Origin of the sequence: Pseudomonas sp. WS 5079 (assembly GCF_012985465.1) — a bacterium.
Classification (GTDB): domain Bacteria; phylum Pseudomonadota; class Gammaproteobacteria; order Pseudomonadales; family Pseudomonadaceae; genus Aquipseudomonas.
The window spans coordinates 742,510-760,014 of the sequence record NZ_JAAQWN010000002.1 but is presented as its reverse complement, the minus strand read 5'-3'; the positions used below and the strand labels follow the sequence as shown (position 1 = coordinate 760,014).

18 protein-coding genes are annotated in these 17,505 nt (G+C 62.4%); 11 read left to right on the top strand and 7 right to left on the bottom strand.

The window, feature by feature from the left end; all coding sequences use genetic code 11:
* Positions 1-97 precede the first annotated feature (97 nt).
* The 3 genes from HBO05_RS08015 (at position 98) to HBO05_RS08005 (ending at position 2,022) form a co-directional block, all read left to right on the top strand.
* Positions 98-790 (top strand): DUF2076 domain-containing protein, encoded by a 693-nt coding sequence (locus tag HBO05_RS08015; protein WP_172312288.1) that lies wholly within the window; start codon positions 98-100, stop codon positions 788-790.
* 118 nt (positions 791-908) lie between these two features.
* Positions 909-1,385, top strand: coding sequence for an NYN domain-containing protein (locus HBO05_RS08010; RefSeq protein ID WP_032861784.1), 477 nt, complete (start codon positions 909-911; stop codon positions 1,383-1,385).
* 25 nt (positions 1,386-1,410) lie between these two features.
* On the top strand, positions 1,411-2,022 hold the full coding sequence (locus HBO05_RS08005) for a 3'-5' exonuclease (RefSeq protein ID WP_169951154.1): 612 nt from the start codon (positions 1,411-1,413) through the stop codon (positions 2,020-2,022).
* Positions 2,023-2,086: 64 nt separating this feature from the next.
* On the opposite strand, the gene HBO05_RS08000 is transcribed toward HBO05_RS08005, so the two are convergent.
* Positions 2,087-2,545: an Lrp/AsnC family transcriptional regulator gene (locus HBO05_RS08000; RefSeq protein WP_169951152.1), complete on the bottom strand. Its 459-nt coding sequence runs from the start codon at positions 2,543-2,545 to the stop codon at positions 2,087-2,089.
* Positions 2,546-2,704: 159 nt separating this feature from the next.
* Between HBO05_RS08000 and yedA the strand changes: the two genes are divergently transcribed.
* Together yedA and HBO05_RS07990 are read left to right on the top strand one after the other, a co-directional pair.
* On the top strand, positions 2,705-3,601 hold the full coding sequence (gene yedA, locus HBO05_RS07995; protein ID WP_170041683.1) for a drug/metabolite exporter YedA: 897 nt from the start codon (positions 2,705-2,707) through the stop codon (positions 3,599-3,601).
* Between the two features lie 48 nt (positions 3,602-3,649).
* A complete protein-coding gene (locus HBO05_RS07990) occupies positions 3,650-4,981 on the top strand; it encodes a DEAD/DEAH box helicase (RefSeq protein ID WP_172312286.1) in 1,332 nt (443 codons plus the stop codon).
* 119 nt (positions 4,982-5,100) lie between these two features.
* Here HBO05_RS07990 and HBO05_RS07985 read toward each other — a convergent pair whose 3' ends face one another.
* Together HBO05_RS07985 and HBO05_RS07980 are read right to left on the bottom strand one after the other, a co-directional pair.
* The gene (locus tag HBO05_RS07985; RefSeq protein ID WP_170056687.1) at positions 5,101-6,336 is read right to left on the bottom strand and encodes a TIGR03862 family flavoprotein; all 1,236 of its coding nucleotides are present in this window, start codon (positions 6,334-6,336) and stop codon (positions 5,101-5,103) included.
* Between the two features lie 172 nt (positions 6,337-6,508).
* A complete protein-coding gene (locus tag HBO05_RS07980; RefSeq protein WP_169951142.1) occupies positions 6,509-7,429 on the bottom strand; it encodes a histone deacetylase in 921 nt (306 codons plus the stop codon).
* A gap of 75 nt (positions 7,430-7,504) precedes the next feature.
* Between HBO05_RS07980 and HBO05_RS07975 the strand changes: the two genes are divergently transcribed.
* The 3 genes from HBO05_RS07975 to HBO05_RS07965 all read left to right on the top strand — a co-directional run bounded on the left by HBO05_RS07975 (position 7,505) and on the right by HBO05_RS07965 (position 9,599).
* Positions 7,505-8,074 (top strand): GNAT family N-acetyltransferase, encoded by a 570-nt coding sequence (locus tag HBO05_RS07975; protein ID WP_169951140.1) that lies wholly within the window; start codon positions 7,505-7,507, stop codon positions 8,072-8,074.
* A gap of 71 nt (positions 8,075-8,145) precedes the next feature.
* Positions 8,146-9,015: an acyl-CoA thioesterase II gene (gene tesB / locus HBO05_RS07970; RefSeq protein ID WP_169951138.1), complete on the top strand. Its 870-nt coding sequence runs from the start codon at positions 8,146-8,148 to the stop codon at positions 9,013-9,015.
* Positions 9,012-9,599 carry an HAD family hydrolase gene (locus HBO05_RS07965; protein WP_169951136.1) on the top strand — a complete coding sequence of 196 codons (588 nt, stop codon included), beginning with the start codon at positions 9,012-9,014 and terminating at the stop codon, positions 9,597-9,599. Before tesB ends, HBO05_RS07965 begins: the two co-directional genes overlap by 4 nt.
* A gap of 126 nt (positions 9,600-9,725) precedes the next feature.
* Here the strand turns inward: HBO05_RS07965 and HBO05_RS07960 are convergent, their stop codons facing one another.
* The 3 genes from HBO05_RS07960 to HBO05_RS07950 all read right to left on the bottom strand — a co-directional run bounded on the left by HBO05_RS07960 (position 9,726) and on the right by HBO05_RS07950 (position 12,172).
* The gene (locus tag HBO05_RS07960) at positions 9,726-10,703 is read right to left on the bottom strand and encodes an alpha/beta hydrolase (protein WP_172312284.1); all 978 of its coding nucleotides are present in this window, start codon (positions 10,701-10,703) and stop codon (positions 9,726-9,728) included.
* Positions 10,704-11,591, bottom strand: coding sequence for a neutral zinc metallopeptidase (locus HBO05_RS07955; protein WP_029292172.1), 888 nt, complete (start codon positions 11,589-11,591; stop codon positions 10,704-10,706).
* Positions 11,592-11,758: 167 nt separating this feature from the next.
* Positions 11,759-12,172, bottom strand: coding sequence for a hypothetical protein (locus tag HBO05_RS07950; protein WP_172312282.1), 414 nt, complete (start codon positions 12,170-12,172; stop codon positions 11,759-11,761).
* 195 nt (positions 12,173-12,367) lie between these two features.
* Here HBO05_RS07950 and HBO05_RS07945 point away from each other — a divergent pair, with 195 nt between their 5' ends.
* Entirely contained in the window at positions 12,368-13,246 is an 879-nt protein-coding gene (locus tag HBO05_RS07945) for a DMT family transporter (protein ID WP_169951130.1), read from the top strand.
* A 1-nt stretch (position 13,247) separates the two neighbouring features.
* On the opposite strand, the gene HBO05_RS07940 is transcribed toward HBO05_RS07945, so the two are convergent.
* Positions 13,248-14,582 carry an MFS transporter gene (locus tag HBO05_RS07940; RefSeq protein ID WP_172312280.1) on the bottom strand — a complete coding sequence of 445 codons (1,335 nt, stop codon included), beginning with the start codon at positions 14,580-14,582 and terminating at the stop codon, positions 13,248-13,250.
* A gap of 254 nt (positions 14,583-14,836) precedes the next feature.
* Here HBO05_RS07940 and quiC point away from each other — a divergent pair, with 254 nt between their 5' ends.
* Together quiC and HBO05_RS07930 are read left to right on the top strand one after the other, a co-directional pair.
* Positions 14,837-16,732 carry a 3-dehydroshikimate dehydratase QuiC gene (gene quiC, locus HBO05_RS07935; protein WP_172312278.1) on the top strand — a complete coding sequence of 632 codons (1,896 nt, stop codon included), beginning with the start codon at positions 14,837-14,839 and terminating at the stop codon, positions 16,730-16,732.
* 71 nt (positions 16,733-16,803) lie between these two features.
* Complete coding sequence (locus HBO05_RS07930) at positions 16,804-17,469, top strand: TetR/AcrR family transcriptional regulator (protein WP_057958369.1); 666 nt, start codon at positions 16,804-16,806, stop codon at positions 17,467-17,469.
* Positions 17,470-17,505: the final 36 nt, after the last annotated feature.

The following is a 17,505-nucleotide window of genomic DNA, read 5'->3' as shown; positions in this document are numbered from 1 at the left end:
ATCATTGAAACGCCGCAGGCCAGCCCCATTACTGGTGGCGTACCTTGCCCAATGCGGGCGGGACGCAGATTTTTACCGGCAATCTAACGAGGTCGCCATGAACAGCGAAGAGCAAACCCTGATCGATGGACTGTTTTCACGGTTGCAGCAAGCCGAAACGGACTCAGCCCCCCGCGACGCCCAGGCAGAAGCGCGGATCAAGGAGCACATCACTCGCCAACCGGCCGCCGGGTATTTCATGACCCAGGCGATTCTGGTGCAGGAAGCCGCGATCAAGAGCCTGGATGCGCAGAACAAGCAGCAGGCGCAGCAGATCCAGCAATTGCAGGATGAACTACAACGGGCCAGGACAACGCCGCCGGCCACCAGCGGTGGTGGGTTCCTGTCGAGCATCTTTGGCACCAGCTCCCGCGAGCCGCAGCCTGTGCCCAGCGCGCCGGCATCGAACGCGGGTGGTTGGCGCGAGCCGACCCGGCCGGGTTTCAACAGCGCGCCTGCGCCGCAACAGAACTACCAGCAACCCCAGCAGGCGGCCCCCGCAGGTGGTGGCTTTCTTGGCGGCGCCCTGAAAACCGCAGCCGGCGTGGCCGGTGGTGTGATGCTGGCCCAAGGCATCAGCAGCCTGTTCAGCCACAACCAGCAACCGCAGGTAGTGGAAGAGATCATCCGCGAAGAGCCGGCGCCTGCCAGTGACAACAGCGGCTGGGGCAATGACAGCGCGGACACCTACGCCGACAGTGGTTATGCCGACGATTCCTCCTTCCTTGGCGACGACGACTCCTTCGTCTGACACACACTGAACCGGGGCGCGCTGTTGCCCCGGTCTGATTTTTCTCGGAAACCTCCTCTTGACTGGCATACTGACGGCCTTTGCGGGCCATCACGTCCCCGTGCCATGAGGATATGCGGTGAAAAAAATAGCAGTGTTCGCCGATGTCCAGAACCTCTACTACACCGTGCGCCAGGCCTACGGCTGCCACTTCAACTACGCCGCCCTGTGGGCTGATATCAGCCAGCGCGGGCAGATCGTCGAGGCGTATGCCTATGCCATCGACCGTGGCGACAGCAAGCAGCAGCAATTCCAGCAGATCCTGCGCAACCTGGGCTTTACCGTGAAGCTCAAGCCGTACATCCAGCGCAGCGACGGCTCGGCCAAGGGCGACTGGGACGTGGGCATCACCATCGACATCATGGACGCCGCCGCCCATGTCGACGAAGTGGTGCTGGCCTCGGGGGATGGCGACTTCGACATGTTGCTCGATCGCATCATCCACAAGCATGGCGTCGAAGCCGTGGCCTACGGTGTGCCGGGGCTGACGGCCAACTCGTTGATTCGCGCGGCCAGCCGCTACGTGCCTATCGAAGGCGCGTTGTTGCTCAAATAGATTTTCAGATGGGGTTGGAACAGGTTTGGAACGGATAGCGGTCATCGACTTTGAAACCACCGGCATCTCGCCGAGCAGCAGTTGCCGGGCCACGGAAATCGCCGTGGTCATCCTGGAGCAGGGCCAGATCGTGGACCGCTACCAAAGCCTGATGAACGCCGGCGTACGCGTGCCGGGGTTTATCGAGCAACTGACCGGCATCAGCAACGCCATGCTGCGCAGCGCACCGCCGGCCGAGCGGGTGATGAACGAGGTCAATGAATTCGTCGGCACTACACCGCTGTTGGCGCACAACGCCGCGTTCGACCAGAAGTTCTGGGACTTCGAGCTGGGCCTGATCCGCCGCACCCGCCTGCAAAAATTCGCCTGCTCGTTGCTCCTGGCCCGCCGGCTGATGCCCACGGCGCCCAACCACAAACTCGGGACCCTGACGTCCTACGCGCAACTGCCCCACACCGGCAAGGCTCACCGGGCGATGGCGGATGCGGAAATGGCGGCCAACCTCACCGCCCACCTGGCCCAGGAACTACGCCGCACCCACGGCTTGCGCGAGCTGTCCCATGATCTGCTGTGCAGCTTGCAGAAAGTACCGGCGGCGAAGATCACTGATCATCTGAAGAAACATCGCGGGTTCTGATCCCAATCCTGAGAACAACCAGGACCAAACTGTGGGAGCCGGGCTTGCCCGCGATGGCGCCCGCTCAGGCGCCGCCATTCTTCCCCTCCAAATGCCCCAGCGGCACCCGCCGCGCTATGGCGCTCGACAAGATGATTGAGGTCTTGCTGAAGCCGAACTTCGCCACCCGGTTGATCAGGTTTTCCAGTTCCGGCATCGAGCCCACCGCCGCCTGCATGATCACGCATGGGTCCCCGGTGACTCGGTGGCATTCGGTCAGCTCGGGGATTTCTGCCAGTGCGTCGTACACCTTCTGGCTGCCGTTGTTGGTCAAGCGCAGTTCGATCGTGCACTGGATCGGCAAGCCGATCTTGGACAGGTCCACTTTGGCCTGGTAGCCGGTGATCACGCCGCTGGCTTCCAGCTTGGCCACGCGCTCGGCCACGGCGGGGGCGGAGAGGTTTACGGTGCGGGCCAATTGCGCGTAGGTAGCGCGGCCATCCTCCAGCAGGGCGCTGAGGAGCATGCGGTCGTATTTGTCCATGATAAGGCTCTGTCAATAGGGGGCTTTCGAATACAAGGCTTATAGCCCTGATAACCATGATTTGAAAAGTGTATGGGCGCTTTAAACAGGTTTTGTAACTTATGTTTACGGGCGTGGATTCCTAAAATAGCGATCCCTTGTCCTGCCGCAGAGCTGCCCATGCCTGGCCCACGTCGTTTTCCCTTACCGTTGATCGCCGCTTTTTTTGCGTTGTACGTGATCTGGGGTTCCACCTACCTGGTGATCCGCATTGGCGTGGAGTACTGGCCGCCGCTGATGCTGGCGGGGATTCGCTTTTGTACGGCGGGGGCGCTGATGTATGGCTACTTGCGCTGGCGCGGGGTGCCGGCGCCGACCTGGGCGCAGTGGAAAGCCGCGGGCATGATCGGCATCTTGCTGCTGACCTTCGGTAACGGCGCGGTGAGTGTGGCTGAACACACTGGCGTGACCTCCGGTGTCGCCGCGCTGGCGGTGGCGACGGTGCCGTTGTTTACCTTGCTCTGTGGATATTTCTGGGGCGCGCGTAATACCCGTCTGGAGTGGGCCGGGGTGATTCTGGGGATGATCGGCATCGCCATGCTCAATATGGGCTCCAACCTGCAATCGAGCCCGCTGGGTGCTGGTTTGCTGTTGTTCGCCGCCGCTTCCTGGGCTTTTGGTTCGGTATGGAGCCGGCACTTGCCGTTGCCGCAGGGCGCCATGGCCAGCGCCGCAGAAATGCTGATCGCGGGCGTGGTGCTGTTGATCGGCAGCGCGCTCAAGGGTGAGCACCTTGACGCGATGCCCCCGGTGGAGGGCTGGCTGGCCCTGGCTTACCTGACCGTATTTGGCTCGATCATCGCCTTCAACGCTTACATGTACTTGCTCAAGCACGTGCGTCCGGCAGCGGCCACCAGCTATGCCTACGTCAACCCGGCAGTGGCGGTGTTGCTGGGGATTGTGTTCGTGGGCGAGACCATCGGCCTGGAAGAAGCCCTGGCGATGCTGGTGATTATCAGCGCCGTGTTGCTGATCAGCCTACCCCAGTGGCGCAAGCCGAAGCCGGAAATAAGGTAAACTGCCGCGCATTACGCCCTTGCGCTGAATTTTTCCTACGGTAAACACATGACTTTCGCCACACTTGGCCTGATCGAACCCTTGCTGCGCGCCCTCGAGGCGCTTGGCTACCAGACCCCGACGCCGGTGCAGGCGCAAGCCATTCCGGCGGTGCTGGCCGGTCGCGACCTGATGGCTGCGGCCCAGACCGGCACCGGCAAGACCGCCGGTTTCGCCGTGCCGCTCCTGCAACTGCTGACCCTGGAAGGGCCAAAAGTCACCGCCAACTCGGTGCGCGCGCTGATCCTGTGCCCAACCCGCGAGCTGGCCGAGCAGGTTCACGCCAGTGTTGCCCAGTACGCTGAACACCTGCCCCTGACCACTTACGCGGTGTATGGCGGCGTCAGCATCAACCCGCAGATGATGAAGCTGCGCAAGGGTGTCGATGTGCTGGTGGCCACGCCTGGCCGGCTGATCGACCTGTTCCGCCAGAACGCGCTGAAACTCAATCAGCTGCAAACCCTGGTGCTGGATGAAGCCGACCGCATGCTCGACCTGGGCTTCTCCGAAGAGCTGGCGAATATTTACCGCATGCTGCCGAAAAAGCGTCAGACCCTGCTGTTTTCCGCGACCTTTTCCGATGACATCCGCCTGCTGGCGGGGCAGATGCTCATTGACCCGCTGAGCATCGAAGTCAGCCCGCGCAACGTCGCCGCCAACACTGTCAAGCAGTGGGTGGTGCCGGTGGACAAGAAGCGCAAGGCCGAGTTGTTTGTGCACCTGATGCGCAAAGGCAAATGGAAACAGGTGCTGGTGTTTGCCAAGACCCGCAATGGCGTGGATGCGCTGGTAGATAAGCTACAAGGCTTGGGGATCAATGCCGACGGCATTCACGGCGACAAGCCACAAGCCACGCGCCAACGTGCGCTGGATCGCTTCAAGGCCAGCGATGTGCAGATCCTGGTGGCCACCGATGTGGCAGCCCGTGGCCTGGATATCGAAGATTTGCCGATGGTGGTCAACTTTGACCTGCCGATCGTTGCCGAGGATTACATCCACCGTATCGGCCGCACTGGCCGGGCCGGCAACACCGGCGAGGCGATTTCCCTGGTATGTGCCGATGAAGTGAACATGCTCTCGGCCATCGAGATGCTGACCCGCCAGACCCTGACCCGCAAAATGGAGCAGGACTTCGAACCGGAACACCGAGTGCCGGACACCGACGCCAGCGGCCAGGTGGTGAAGAAGCCGAAAAAACCGAAGAAGCCCAAGACCTCCGGTGGTGGCGGCAAGCGCAACCTGGGCAAGTGGGTGGAGAGCGGTGACGTTGCGGCAGAGCCATCGATCAAGCCGGTGCGCAAGGTGCCTGTGTTTAATACCGGGCCGCGTAAGAAGAAGTAACTTCTTTGGCGCCTGTCAGGGCCTCATCGCAGGCAAGCCAGCTCCTACATTTTGATCTGTGAATACGTTCAAATATGGGCGCTGGCTTGCCTGCGATGGCGGACTGGGACTCACCGCAACTATCGGCGCTGGAGCCACTCCAGCATGCCCCGCCCCGCCGCCCGCCCGCTGGCAAAACACCCCGTCAGCAGATACCCGCCTGTCGGCGCCTCCCAGTCCAGCATCTCGCCGGCACAAAACACCCCCGGCAATTGCTTGAGCATCAAACGCTCATCCAAAGCTTCAAACGGCACGCCGCCTGCGGTGCTGATGGCTTCGTCCATTGGCCGGGTTTTCACCAGGGTCAACGGCAGAGCCTTGATGTCGACGGCCAATTGCTGCGGGTCGTTGAAGTGTTCGGCGGGCGCCAACTCGCGCAACAGCGCGGCCTTTACCCCATCCAGGCCCAACTGGCTGTGCAAATGCTTGCTCATCGAACGTGAGCCGCGAGGCTTGGCCAGTGCCGCCTGCACCTTATCCAGCGGCTTGCCCGGCAGCAGGTCGATATGCACGGTGGCTGAGCCTTCGCGGTTGATCCCTTCGCGAATCGGCGCCGACAGGGCGTAGATCAAACTGCCTTCGATACCCGTGGCGGTGATCACGCATTCACCCAAGCGAGGCTTGTCATCCGCGAGGCCAATGGCGACGTTTTTCAACGGCGCGCCGGCGAATTTGCTCACCATCAATTCGCTCCAGGCTGACACCTCGAAGCCGCAATTACTCGGCTGCAGCGGGGCGTAGGGCACGCCTTGGTCTTCCAGCAACTTGAGCCAGGCCCCGTCCGAACCCAGGCGCGACCAGCTGCCGCCGCCGAGGGCCAGTAGCACGGCATCGCTGTGGACAGTTTTTTCGCCCTCCGGGCTGTGGATAATTAAGCCGCCGTCGGCACTCCAGCCCAGCCAGCGATGGCGGGTGTGGATAACTACCCCCTGGTCGCGCAGGCGCTTGAGCCAGGCCCGTAGCAGCGGTGCGGCTTTCATATCGGTAGGGAATACCCGGCCAGAGCTGCCGACAAAGGTTTCAATGCCCAAGCCATGGATCCATTCGCACAACGCCTCGGCACCGAACTGGCGCAGCAAGGGGGCAATGTCCGACGCACGTTCAGCGTAGCGTGAGAGAAATGCCGGGTAAGCTTCAGAGTGGGTGATGTTCATGCCACCCACGCCTGCCAGCAGGAACTTGCGCCCCACCGATGGCATGCCGTCATACAGTTGCACCCCAACCCCGGCCTGGCTCAGGACTTCGGCGGCCATCAGCCCGGCGGGGCCGCCGCCGATGATCGTGACGTGAAAAGGCTGGGCTGGGATCTGGGGCATGGGGGTGACTGCGGTTCGGCGAAGTAGGGCGAGCATTCTACCCGAGGACCGCCAAACTGCCTGATCAAAAAACGTACACCTTCCTACAAGCTATGCGACGCCTGGCTTACAGGCGGTTACGCTCAAGTTATCCACAGGCCGTTCCACAGGCATTGTGGGTAACGCCCACGTTTCAATGACAACCTGATGACGTCCACACCCGCTGGGCACTGTGGTGCAGGATGCCGTGGCGGCGGGCCAGGGCGTGGCGGTCCTTGCTGTAGCCGCCACCGATCACGCCCACCACTGGGATGTCGCGGCCCAGGCAATGGCGCATCACGCTTTCGTCACGGGCGGCGACGCCGGCGTCTGTCAGCTTGAGGTAGCCGAGGGCGTCGTCCTTGTGCACATCCACGCCCGCGTCATACAGCACCAGGTCGGGCTGATACAAAGGCAGCAGGTAGTTGAGGGCATCGTCCACCACCGTGAGGTAGTCAGCGTCGCCCATGCCCATGGGCAGGGGGATGTCCCAGTCGCTGGTGGCCTTGCGCGCCGGGAAGTTCTTTTCGCAGTGCAGGGACACGGTAATGGCATCCGGCGTGTCGTGGAGGATGCGCGCGGTGCCATCACCCTGATGCACGTCGCAGTCGAAGATCAGTACCCGGTTGACTCGGCCGCTGGCCAGTAGGAAATGGCTGATCACGGCCAGGTCATTGAAGATACAAAAGCCCGCCGGGTAATCGTAATGGGCGTGGTGGGTGCCCCCTGCCAAGTGGCAGGCCAGGCCGTGTTCCAGGGCCTGTTCGGCCGCCAGTAGCGAACCGCCGACCGCGCGCACGGTGCGTCGGGCCAGGGCTTCGCTCCAGGGCAGGCCCAGGCGCCGTTGGTCTTCGCGGGACAACTCACCGCTCATGTAGCGTTCGATATAGCCAGGGTCATGGGCCAGGGCGAGTACTTCGGCCGGGCACAACTGGGGGCGCAGCAGTTGGCTGTCCTGGGTCAGGCCGCTGTCGACCAGGTGATCGCGCAGCAGTCGGAACTTGTCCATGGGGAAGCGATGATCCGCCGGGAACTCGGGGCTGTAGTCGTCGTGGTAGATCAGTGGCAAAGGCATGGCAATTTCTGACAGGAACCAGCGAAGGATCTTAACAGCGCTGTACACTCACGCACATGGCAAGGGAGGGGAACGATGGAGCCGATACTGGAGTTGGAAAGCGCGCGCCTGGTGCTGCGCCAATGGCGCGACAGCGATTTGCCGGCGTTTGCCCGGATGTGCGCCGACCCGCAGGTGATGCGCTATTTCCCGGCCCCCCTGGACCGCCTGGAAAGCGCGGCATTGATCGGGCGAATACGTGGTCATTTTGCCGAGTATGGGTTTGGCCTGTGGGCCCTGGAGCGCAAGGACAGCGGCGAGTTTATCGGCCTGACGGGCTTGATGAATGTCGGCTTTGAAGCCGGTTTTACCCCGGCGGTCGAGATTGGCTGGCGCCTGGCCCGCGAGCACTGGGGCCTGGGTTTTGCCAGTGAGGCGGCCTGGACTGCACTGCGTTGTGGGTTTGACCGTTTGCAGTTGGAGGAGATCGTGGCGTTCACCACCGAGGCCAACCTGGCGTCGCAGAAAGTCATGCAGGCCATCGGCATGCATTACGATCCGGCGGCAGATTTTCAGCACCCAAGGCTCGCGGCGGATGATCCGCTGCGCCATCATGTGCTGTACCGCATCACCCGCGCCCAATGGTTGGATACGCTGCACGGATAGGCAGGCCGCCCGATGTTATTACCCGCCGCAGCCAAGACTGCGCGGTTTTGCCCTGTGTGAGGAGAATTTGAATGAGCCAAGTGTTGGAAGATCTGGTCGACTTGCTGACCCTGGAACCGATTGAAGAAAACCTCTTTCGCGGCCGCAGCCAGGACTTGGGCTTTCGCCAACTGTTCGGCGGCCAGGTATTGGGCCAGTCGCTGTCGGCAGCCAGCCAGACCGTCGAAGAAGCGCGGCATGTGCATTCGTTGCACGGCTATTTCCTGCGCCCTGGGGATGCCGGGCTGCCGGTGGTCTATCAAGTGGACCGGGTACGCGACGGTGGCAGCTTCAGCACGCGCCGGGTGACGGCGATCCAGAAGGGCAACCCGATCTTCACCTGTAGCGCCTCGTTCCAGTACGACGAAGAAGGCTTTGAGCACCAGACCACCATGCCGGTGGTGGTGGGCCCCGAGAACCTGCCATCGGAGCTGGAGCTGACCCAGCAGCGGGCGCACCTGATCCCCGAGGCCATGCGCGAAAAACTGCTGTGCCCCAAGCCGATCGAAGTGCGCCCGGTGACCGAAAAAGACCCGTACAACCCGCAGCCGTCCGATCCGGTCAAGTATGTGTGGTTCCGCGCCGATGGCGCCCTGGCCGATGCGCCCGCGCTGCATAAATACCTGCTGGCCTACGCCTCGGACTTCGGCCTGCTGACCACCTCGCTGCTGCCCCATGGCAAGACCGTGTGGCAGAAGGACATGCAAGTGGCCAGCCTTGACCACGCCTTGTGGTTCCACGCCGACCTGCGGGCCGATGACTGGTTGCTGTACGCCATGGACAGCCCGTGGGCCGGCAATTCCCGTGGGTTCTCCCGTGGCAGCGTGTACAACCGCGCCGGCCAGCTGGTGGCCTCGGTGACCCAGGAGGGCTTGATCCGCCATCGCAAGGATTGGGCATGAGCCTGGCGCACGTTAAGCACTGGGTATTTGATATGGACGGCACCCTGACCGTGGCCGTGCATGACTTTGCGGCGATCCGCGTGGCCCTGGATATTGCGCCTGCCGATGACATCCTCACCCACCTGGCAGCATTGCCGGCGGCTGAGGCGGCGGCCAAACATGCCTGGTTGCTGGAGCATGAGCGCGAACTGGCGCTGGGCTCGGTAGCGGCCACAGGCGCGGTGGAGTTGGTGCGCGACCTGGCGGCACGGGGCTGTCGCCTGGGGATCCTGACGCGCAACGCCCAGGAACTGGCGCACATCACCTTGAAAGCCATCGGCCTGGCGGACTGTTTTGCCGTGGAAGATGTGTTGGGCCGCGACGACGCACCGCCCAAGCCGGATCCCGGTGGCCTGTTGAAGCTGGCCCAGGCCTGGGAGGTGGCGCCCGCCGAGATGGTGATGGTGGGGGACTATCGCTTCGACCTGGATTGCGGGCGGGCGGCGGGGGCGCAGACGGTGTTGGTCAACGTTCCCGAAAACCCATGGCCGGAATTGGCCGATTGGCATGCCAAGGACTGCGCGGCATTGCGCCAGATGATCTAGCCAACCCCCCACAAATCGCCGGTAGGAGCTGGCTTGCCAGCGATAACGGTGGGTCAGCCAATACAGATGTTGACTGATCCGTCGCTATCGCAGGCAAGCCTGCTCTTACATTTTTGATTAGAGGGATCAGTGGAACACGGCCTTCTGCCCCTCGGGCGAGGTGAACATCTTGTCGCCGTCATGCCCAACCCCTGGCACTTCAACCAACCTCTGGCTCAATTGCGGATGCCGCAGCTTGAGGTAGTCAAAATAGTTGTGCCCACGAATCAGCCGATAAGCCCCCTGGGTCTCGGCCGCGCAGCTCTTGTCCAGGGCCGGGTGGTCGGGGTCGGTATCCTGCTGGCCCAGCAGGTAAGTGATATCGCGCGCGACGTAGGCTTTTTCCAGTTGCTGGGGGCTTTGGCCATTGGCGTAGGCCGGCAGCTTTTGCATGCCGTACTTCCAGTCATTGAAGTCCGGGCAACTGGCCGGGGCAAACTGCACCGGGCGTTGCGGGCTGAAGTAGGCGTAGGACGACGGGTTGGCGATCACATAGCGCAGGCTGATCCCCGCTGCTTGCAGCGCCGAGTGGTCATGGCCGGTCAGGGCAAAGCGCTGCACCACCTGCCCGCCACCGGAATGCCCGGCGACCACTATTTCCTTGAGGGCCGGGAACAGCTTGCGGTTGCCCAAGTGCTTGATGATCTGGTCCAGGGCGCCGTAGGAACTGATCTGGCCATGGCCGATTGACGCCTCGCCAGCCATCCACCCATTGCCATGCCAGCGCAGCACGCTATCGCCCAGGTGATGGCGCTGGATATCGGCCGCGTTGAGAAACTGCGGCGCGATCACCAGGGTATTGGCACTTTGCCCGGCATGGGCCGCTGCGTCTTCGGCGCTTTTGAGGTAGGTCTGGGCGTTGCGCAGCCGGCCATGCACGATGATCAGCGCGCGGGTCACTTGCGGCAGTGGCTGGCGCCAGTCCTGGCTCAGGCCCAGGCTCAGGTCGCCGGCTTGCAGGGTGAAACGCTCGGGGCTGACCACCTTGACCGCCTGCCCGGCGGCGAAGGCGGGGGCAGAGCAGGCGACCATCAAGCCCAGCAGCCATGCGGATCGTCTGTTCATTTAAAGACTCTTGGCCGAAAACGTGTCGCATTGGCTGATCTGGCCCTGGGCAAAGCCAGTCTTGAACCAGCGGACCCGCTGCTGCGAGGTGCCATGGGTGAACGAGTCGGGTACCACGCGGCCCTGGCCCTGTTGCTGCAGGCGGTCATCGCCGATGGCGTTGGCGGCGTTCAGTGCTTCTTCGATGTCGCCCGGTTCCAGCCAGTTCAGGCGCTTTTGCGCGCGGTTGGCCCAGACTCCGGCGAAGCAGTCGGCCTGTAGTTCCTGGCGCACCAGCAGGCCGCCATCGCCTTGCATCTGCCGGCCTTGCTGGCGCGCGACCTGGATCTTCGACGAAATCCCCAGCAGGGTCTGCACGTGGTGGCCGACTTCGTGGGCAATCACATAGGCCTGGGCAAAGTCGCCAGCCGCCTGGAAGCGTTGGGACATTTCCCGGAAGAAATCCAGGTCCAGGTAGACCTGCTGGTCGGCCGGGCAGTAGAACGGGCCGCTGGCGGAGGTCGCGCCACCGCAGGCGGAATTCACCCGGCCACGGAACAGGATCAACTTGGGGTTCTTGTAGGCCAGGCCGTTTTCCTGGAACACCTGGCCCCAGGTGTCTTCGGTGTCGCCCAGTACGGCGCGTACGAAGTCTGCCTGCTCATCATTGGCGGGCGGTGCCTGGCGTGTTTGCGGGCTGACCGAAGGGGCCTGCTCGGTCATCTGGCCGCTCAGTTGCCCGAGGATCTGCATCGGGTCCTGGCCGGTGAGCAGGCCGATGCCGACGATCAGCACAATGGCGGTCAGGCTCAGGCCCTTACCGCCGCCAAAGCGCATGCCGCCGCCACCGCCGCCGTCATTGCGCGCGTCGACCACGTTGTCGCTGCGTCGACCCTTTTTCCATAGCATGGGGCAATCCTCTTGATGTACCTGTTTGCACCGCGTTTTTGTAGGAGCCGGCTTGCCGGCGATGGTCGTCAACGATGATGTTGGCTACCTGACGCCCCGCGCGCTAAATCGGCCGCTATCGCCGGCAAGCCGGCTCCTACAGTGGGGGTTGTGATTGAGTATGGCCGTTATTCGCGGCAATACCCTTCGCCCGTATTGACCACCAGGCAATCTTTTTTATCTGCCAGCCATCTCAAGCCAGTGGCTGCGCCGTCGCCGGCACGCAGCATCTGCGGGCCGTCCGGCCGGTTGAAGGTGATGCCGTCTTCGCTGGCCTCACCTTTAAACGTGCCGGAGGCGTCGGCATCCAGGCCGTACTGCATGCTCAGCAGGTAATGCCCGCGACCGATGCTGTCGTCCTTGCTGACGGTCAGGTGCAGGCCTTCGACGCCGATCCACTTGCCGACCCATTTGTCGGTGGGCGGGGTTTGCGGCACCAGGGTCGCCTGGACCGATGGCGGTGCGGGCTTCGGGGCCTCGGGGGCTTTATCGCAGGCGCTGAGCAGGGCGAGGGTCGAAAGGAGCAACAGGGTTTTTTTCATCGGGGATTGGCCTTGGTTAAAAAGCCTGCAATGGCAGGCTGGCGTGCAGCGTTGGACTGGGTTTGGGCGAATTAGTGCGCTGATCGCCCGCTGTTTGGTTATGCTCTTGAGACCGATGCACCACCCGCTCTAGATTAGCGCGTTGAGTGCCACTGCTTGCGGCGGTCATTTCAGCCTGTCACGCACGAGAATTCAATGACCCTCAGCACCCCTCTTTCCGGCGTCAACCATCCCTTCAAGGGCATCGTGCTGATTGTGCTGGCGACGTTTTTGTTTTCCAGCCACGACGCCTTGTCCAAATACCTCGCCGGCTTCTATCCGATCGTGATGGTGGTGTGGGCCCGCTACATGGTGCATACGCTGCTGATGGCGGGGATTTTCCTGCCGCAATCGGGCCTGCGTGTGCTGCGCAGCAAGCGCCCATTGTTGCAGGTGGCCAGGGCCTTGTGCCTGCTGGGCACCAGCCTGTTTTTTACCGCAGCCCTGCATTACATCCCGCTGGCGGAGGCCACGGCGGTGAACTTCCTCGCGCCGATCCTGGTGACGGCCCTGTCGGTTCCGCTGCTGGGCGAGCATGTAACGCGTGGCCAGTGGCTGGCGGTGATCTGCGGGTTTGTCGGGGTGATCATCATCGTGCACCCGGGCGGTGAGTTGTTCACCCCGGCGGTGTTGTTGCCATTGGTCTCGGCGTTGTTCTTCTGCTTCTACCAACTGCTGACCCGCATCCTCAGCCAGTACGACAGCCCGACCACCAGCAACTTCTTCGCCGGCCTGTGCAACACCCTGGTGATGAGCGCGCTGGTGCCGTTTTTCTGGGAGGTGCCGAGCCTGGGCCACGGCCTGTTGATGCTGGCGCTGGGCACCTGCGGGATGACCGCGCACTTGATGCTGACCCAGGCCTTCCGCTTTGCCGCGCCGGCCTTGCTGGCACCGTTTGGCTATTGCCAGATCGTGTTTGCGGGGTTGTTGGGCTGGCTGGTGTTCAATCACACCCCGGACCTGACCACGGTGGTCGGGATCGGGGTGATCTGCCTGAGTGGCTTGGCCGCTGCCTGGCAGCAGCGGCGGCGTTGAGTCACACCGCGACGGTGGGGATCTTGCGCGGCGCCATGAAGTACATCCAGGTCAGGGCGATGAAGTACATCGCCGGGATCAGGGTGAACAGCACGGTGTAGTTGTTATGGGTCACGGTCAGGATATGGCCGACGATCTGCGTCATGAACATCCCGCCGATGGCTGCGCACATCCCGCCAAAGCCAAACACCGTGCTCATCATGTGCTTGGGCGTGTAGTCCATCACCAGGCTCCAGATGTTGGCAGTCCAGGCCTGGTGCGCGCCGATGGCCAGGGAGATGGCAAACACCGCGACCCACAGCTGGCTGGAACCTGCGGCCATGATCACGCCGACGATGCAGCAGGCAAACAGCAGCATCGACAGCAAGCGCGCCTTGATCGGCTGCATGCCGCGCCCGATCAGGAACGAGGACAGAATCCCGCCGCCCACGCTGCCGAAGTCCGCCGTCAGGTAAATGATGATCAGCGGGATACCCATCTGCGTCACGTTGATCCCCAGGTTGTATTGCTGGTTGAGGAACGGCGGCAGCCAGTACAGGTAGAACCAGAACACCGGGGCGGTCAGGGCATAGGCAATGGCGAAGGCCCAGGTGCCGCGCATGCGCAGGATGCGGCTGAAAGGCACGCGGGGCTGTTCCGGCTCGATTTCCTGTTGCACGTAGTCCAGTTCTGACTGTTTTACGCTCGGATGGTCTTCCGGGTTGTAGTACTTCAGGCCCCAGAACACCAGCCAGATCCCACCCAGTGCCGCCATGCACAAAAAGGCGGCCTGCCAGCCCCACACATGCAGCACCAGCGGCAGCAACATTGGCGTGAGCATGGCGCCGACGTTGGTGCCGGCGTTGAAGATCCCGGTAGCCACTGCTCGCTCGCCGGCGGGGAACCACAGGCGGGTGGTCTTGACGCAAGCGGGGTAGTTGGCCGCTTCGGTCAGGCCGAGGATAAAGCGGCAGACCATAAAGCCTACCGCCGAGGTCGCCAGGCCGTGGGCGCCGGTGGCGATGCTCCACAACAGCACTGCGCAGAAGAACACGCGCTTGACGCCGACCCGGTCGATCAACCGGCCTTGCAACACAAAACCAATGGCGTAGCCGACCTGGAACCAGAAGTTGATGTTGGCGTAGTCCATCGCCGTCCAGCTCATCTCCTTGGCCAGGATCGGTTGCATCACGCCCAGGGCGGCGCGGTCGATGTAGTTCAGGGTGGTGGCGAAAAACACCAGGGCCAGCATGCCCCAGCGGGTTTTGCCAACGGCGAGGGCGCCGCGAATCTTGTCGCCAATGGCCGCTTGCGGGTTGCCGGGGCGCGGGGCCACGGCGGAATTTTGCGAAGGCATGAGAGGTACCCGTTTTTTGAAATTTTTATGGTGTGTTCTGGGTCTTGATCACAGGTAGGCGCCTTGAGAAAACGGCCCTGGATGCGCAATCGATGGTGCGCAGTGGCTAAAAAATCGTCAATTCGCCAATCGCCATTGTGTTCGATAATCGCCCATAAAACTAACCGGTTGGTACATTTTAAATTGCTGCTTTATCGCGCGCGGCCAATAATTTGCCGCAAACAAGACCAGCCTTCATTGCCGGGAGTCACCCCATGCAACGTTCCATCGCCACTGTTTCCTTGAGCGGCACCCTGCCGGAAAAGCTCGAAGCCATTGCTGCGGCCGGGTTCGATGGGGTGGAAATCTTCGAGAACGACTTGCTGTATTACGACGGCAGCCCCCGTGAAGTGCGGCAGATGTGTGCTGACCTGGGCATTGCCATCACCTTGTTCCAGCCGTTTCGCGACTTTGAAGGATGCCGCCGTGAACGCCTGGCGCGCAACCTGGAGCGGGCCGAGCGCAAGTTCGACCTGATGCAGGAGCTGGGCACTGACCTGGTGCTGGTGTGCAGCAATGCCTCGGCGGACTCCACGGGCGAGCATTCGATCCTGCGTGATGACCTCAGCCTGCTGGCCGAACACGCCGGGCGTCGTGGCTTGCGCATTGGCTATGAAGCCCTGGCCTGGGGCCGGCACGTCAATACCTGGCAACAGGTGTGGCAACTGGTGCGGGAGATCGATCACCCGAGCCTCGGGGTGCTGCTGGACAGTTTTCATACCTTGTCGCTCAAGGGCGATCCGGCGGCTATCGCCCAGATCCCTGGTGACAAAATCTTCTTCGTGCAAATGGCCGACGCGCCGATCCTGGCCATGGACGTGCTGGAGTGGAGCCGGCACTTTCGCTGCTTCCCTGGCCAGGGCGAGTTCGACCTGCCGGGTTTTCTTGCGCCGATCATCCAGAGTGGCTACACCGGGCCGCTGTCCCTGGAGATTTTCAACGACGGCTTTCGCGCCGCGCCCACCCGGGCCAACGCGGCGGATGGTTTGCGCTCGCTGCTGTACCTGGAAGAGAAGACCCGCCAACGCCTGGAGCAGCAGGCCGCGCCGTTGGATATCCTGTTTGAGACCCCGGCCGCCAGCGAGTACGACGGTATCGAGTTCCTGGAGTTTGCGGTGGATGAAAACCTCGGCGCCCGGCTGACCCAATGGCTGCAACGCCTGGGCTTCGTCAAGGCCGGGCAGCACCGTTCCAAGAGTGTGAGCCTGCTGCGCCAGGGTGATATCAACCTGATCCTCAACTGCGAGCCGTACTCCTTTGCCCACAACTTTTTCGAGGCCCATGGCCCGTCGTTGTGCGCCACGGCGATTCGCGTCAAGGACAGCGCCAAGGCGCTGGAGCGGGCGGTGGCCTACAAGGGCCAGCCTTATCGCGGCCTGGTCGGGCCCAACGAGTTGGAGCTGGCGGCGGTGCGTGCGCCGGATGGCAGCCTGATCTACCTGGTGGACCAGCATGCCGGCGGGATCTACGACACCGATTTCCACCTGCAAGCGTCCAGCACCAGCGGCGGCGGCTTGCTGCGCATCGACCATATGGCCATGGCTTTGCCGGCCGACAGCCTCGACAGTTGGGTGCTGTTCTACAAGAGCCTGCTGGATTTCGAGGCCGACGATGAAGTGGTGCTGCCGGACCCTTATGGCCTGGTCAAGAGTCGGGCGCTGCGCAGCCGCTGCAGTTCGATCCGCCTGCCGCTGAATATTTCCGAGAACCGCAATACGGCAATTTCCCACGCGCTATCGAGCTACCGTGGCTCCGGCGTGCACCACATTGCCTTCGATTGCGCGGACATTTTCGCCGAGGTCAGCCGGGCCAAGGAGGCGGGCGTGCCACTGCTGGATATCCCGCTCAACTACTACGATGATCTGGCAGCGCGTTTTGATTTCGACGATCAGTTCCTCAGCGAACTGGCGTACTACAACGTGCTGTACGACCGTGACGCCCAGGGCGGTGAGCTGTTTCATGTGTACACCGAACCGTTCGAAGGGCGGTTTTTCTTCGAGATCATCCAGCGCAAGAACGGCTACGCCGGCTATGGCGCGGCCAATGTGGCGGTACGCCTGGCGGCCATGGCGAAGTCGCGCAGCGGCGCGGTGCGCCAGGCCAAGTTGTAGGGCGTTGGCGCTTCCTTCGTGAGACGCGGCGGCCCATAATCACGGCCTGCATAAATGGCCGTGAGCGCACCATGACCCCGACGTCCGAACTGCCCGACGCCCCCCTGGCGCCGCGCAAGAGTCGCAAGAACAACCCGGAAAAGACCCGCGAGAACATTCTGCAAGAGGCCATTGTCGAGTTCGTGCAGCAGGGGCTTTCCGGGGCGCGGGTGGACGCCATCGCTGAGCGCATCCACACCTCCAAGCGCATGATCTATTACTACTTCGGCAGCAAGGAGCAGCTGTACGTCGAGGTCCTGGAAAAGCTCTACGGTGATATCCGCAACACCGAAACAAGGATGAACCTCACCGAGCTGGAACCCCGGGAAGCGATCCGGCGCCTGGTGGAATTCACCTTCGATCACCACGACCAGAACGTGGATTTTGTGCGGATTGTCAGCATCGAGAACATTCACAACGCCGAGTATGTGAAACAGTCGGATGCGATCAAGGCGATGAACAGCAATATCCTGGAGGCGTTGGGCGCGACCTTGCGCCGGGGCGCGGAGCTGGGGGTATTTCGCGCGGGGCTGGAGCCGCTGGATGTGCATTTGCTGATCAACTCGTTCAGCTTTTACCGGGTCTCCAACCGCCATACCTTCAGTGAGATTTTTCAGATCGAATTGTCGGATGAAGCGATCAAGCAACGGCATCGCGCGATGATCTGCGAGTCGGTGCTGCGTTACCTACAGGCCTGATCCACCGCCGAATTCAATGTCGTGCGGGCTTGTGTG

What these genes read in the sequence shown, in the direction of transcription:
- HBO05_RS08015 (WP_172312288.1), top strand. Translation starts at nt 98, where the DNA reads ATGAACAGCGAAGAGCAAACCCTGATCGATGGACTGTTTTCACGGTTG.
- HBO05_RS08000 (WP_169951152.1), bottom strand. Translation starts at nt 2,545, where the DNA reads ATGGACAAATACGACCGCATGCTCCTCAGCGCCCTGCTGGAGGATGGC.
- yedA (WP_170041683.1), top strand. Translation starts at nt 2,705, where the DNA reads ATGCCTGGCCCACGTCGTTTTCCCTTACCGTTGATCGCCGCTTTTTTT.
- HBO05_RS07990 (WP_172312286.1), top strand. Translation starts at nt 3,650, where the DNA reads ATGACTTTCGCCACACTTGGCCTGATCGAACCCTTGCTGCGCGCCCTC.
- HBO05_RS07985 (WP_170056687.1), bottom strand. Translation starts at nt 6,336, where the DNA reads ATGCCCCAGATCCCAGCCCAGCCTTTTCACGTCACGATCATCGGCGGC.
- HBO05_RS07980 (WP_169951142.1), bottom strand. Translation starts at nt 7,429, where the DNA reads ATGCCTTTGCCACTGATCTACCACGACGACTACAGCCCCGAGTTCCCG.
- HBO05_RS07975 (WP_169951140.1), top strand. Translation starts at nt 7,505, where the DNA reads ATGGAGCCGATACTGGAGTTGGAAAGCGCGCGCCTGGTGCTGCGCCAA.
- tesB (WP_169951138.1), top strand. Translation starts at nt 8,146, where the DNA reads ATGAGCCAAGTGTTGGAAGATCTGGTCGACTTGCTGACCCTGGAACCG.
- HBO05_RS07965 (WP_169951136.1), top strand. Translation starts at nt 9,012, where the DNA reads ATGAGCCTGGCGCACGTTAAGCACTGGGTATTTGATATGGACGGCACC.
- HBO05_RS07960 (WP_172312284.1), bottom strand. Translation starts at nt 10,703, where the DNA reads ATGAACAGACGATCCGCATGGCTGCTGGGCTTGATGGTCGCCTGCTCT.
- HBO05_RS07955 (WP_029292172.1), bottom strand. Translation starts at nt 11,591, where the DNA reads ATGCTATGGAAAAAGGGTCGACGCAGCGACAACGTGGTCGACGCGCGC.
- HBO05_RS07950 (WP_172312282.1), bottom strand. Translation starts at nt 12,172, where the DNA reads ATGAAAAAAACCCTGTTGCTCCTTTCGACCCTCGCCCTGCTCAGCGCC.
- HBO05_RS07945 (WP_169951130.1), top strand. Translation starts at nt 12,368, where the DNA reads ATGACCCTCAGCACCCCTCTTTCCGGCGTCAACCATCCCTTCAAGGGC.
- HBO05_RS07940 (WP_172312280.1), bottom strand. Translation starts at nt 14,582, where the DNA reads ATGCCTTCGCAAAATTCCGCCGTGGCCCCGCGCCCCGGCAACCCGCAA.
- quiC (WP_172312278.1), top strand. Translation starts at nt 14,837, where the DNA reads ATGCAACGTTCCATCGCCACTGTTTCCTTGAGCGGCACCCTGCCGGAA.
- HBO05_RS07930 (WP_057958369.1), top strand. Translation starts at nt 16,804, where the DNA reads ATGACCCCGACGTCCGAACTGCCCGACGCCCCCCTGGCGCCGCGCAAG.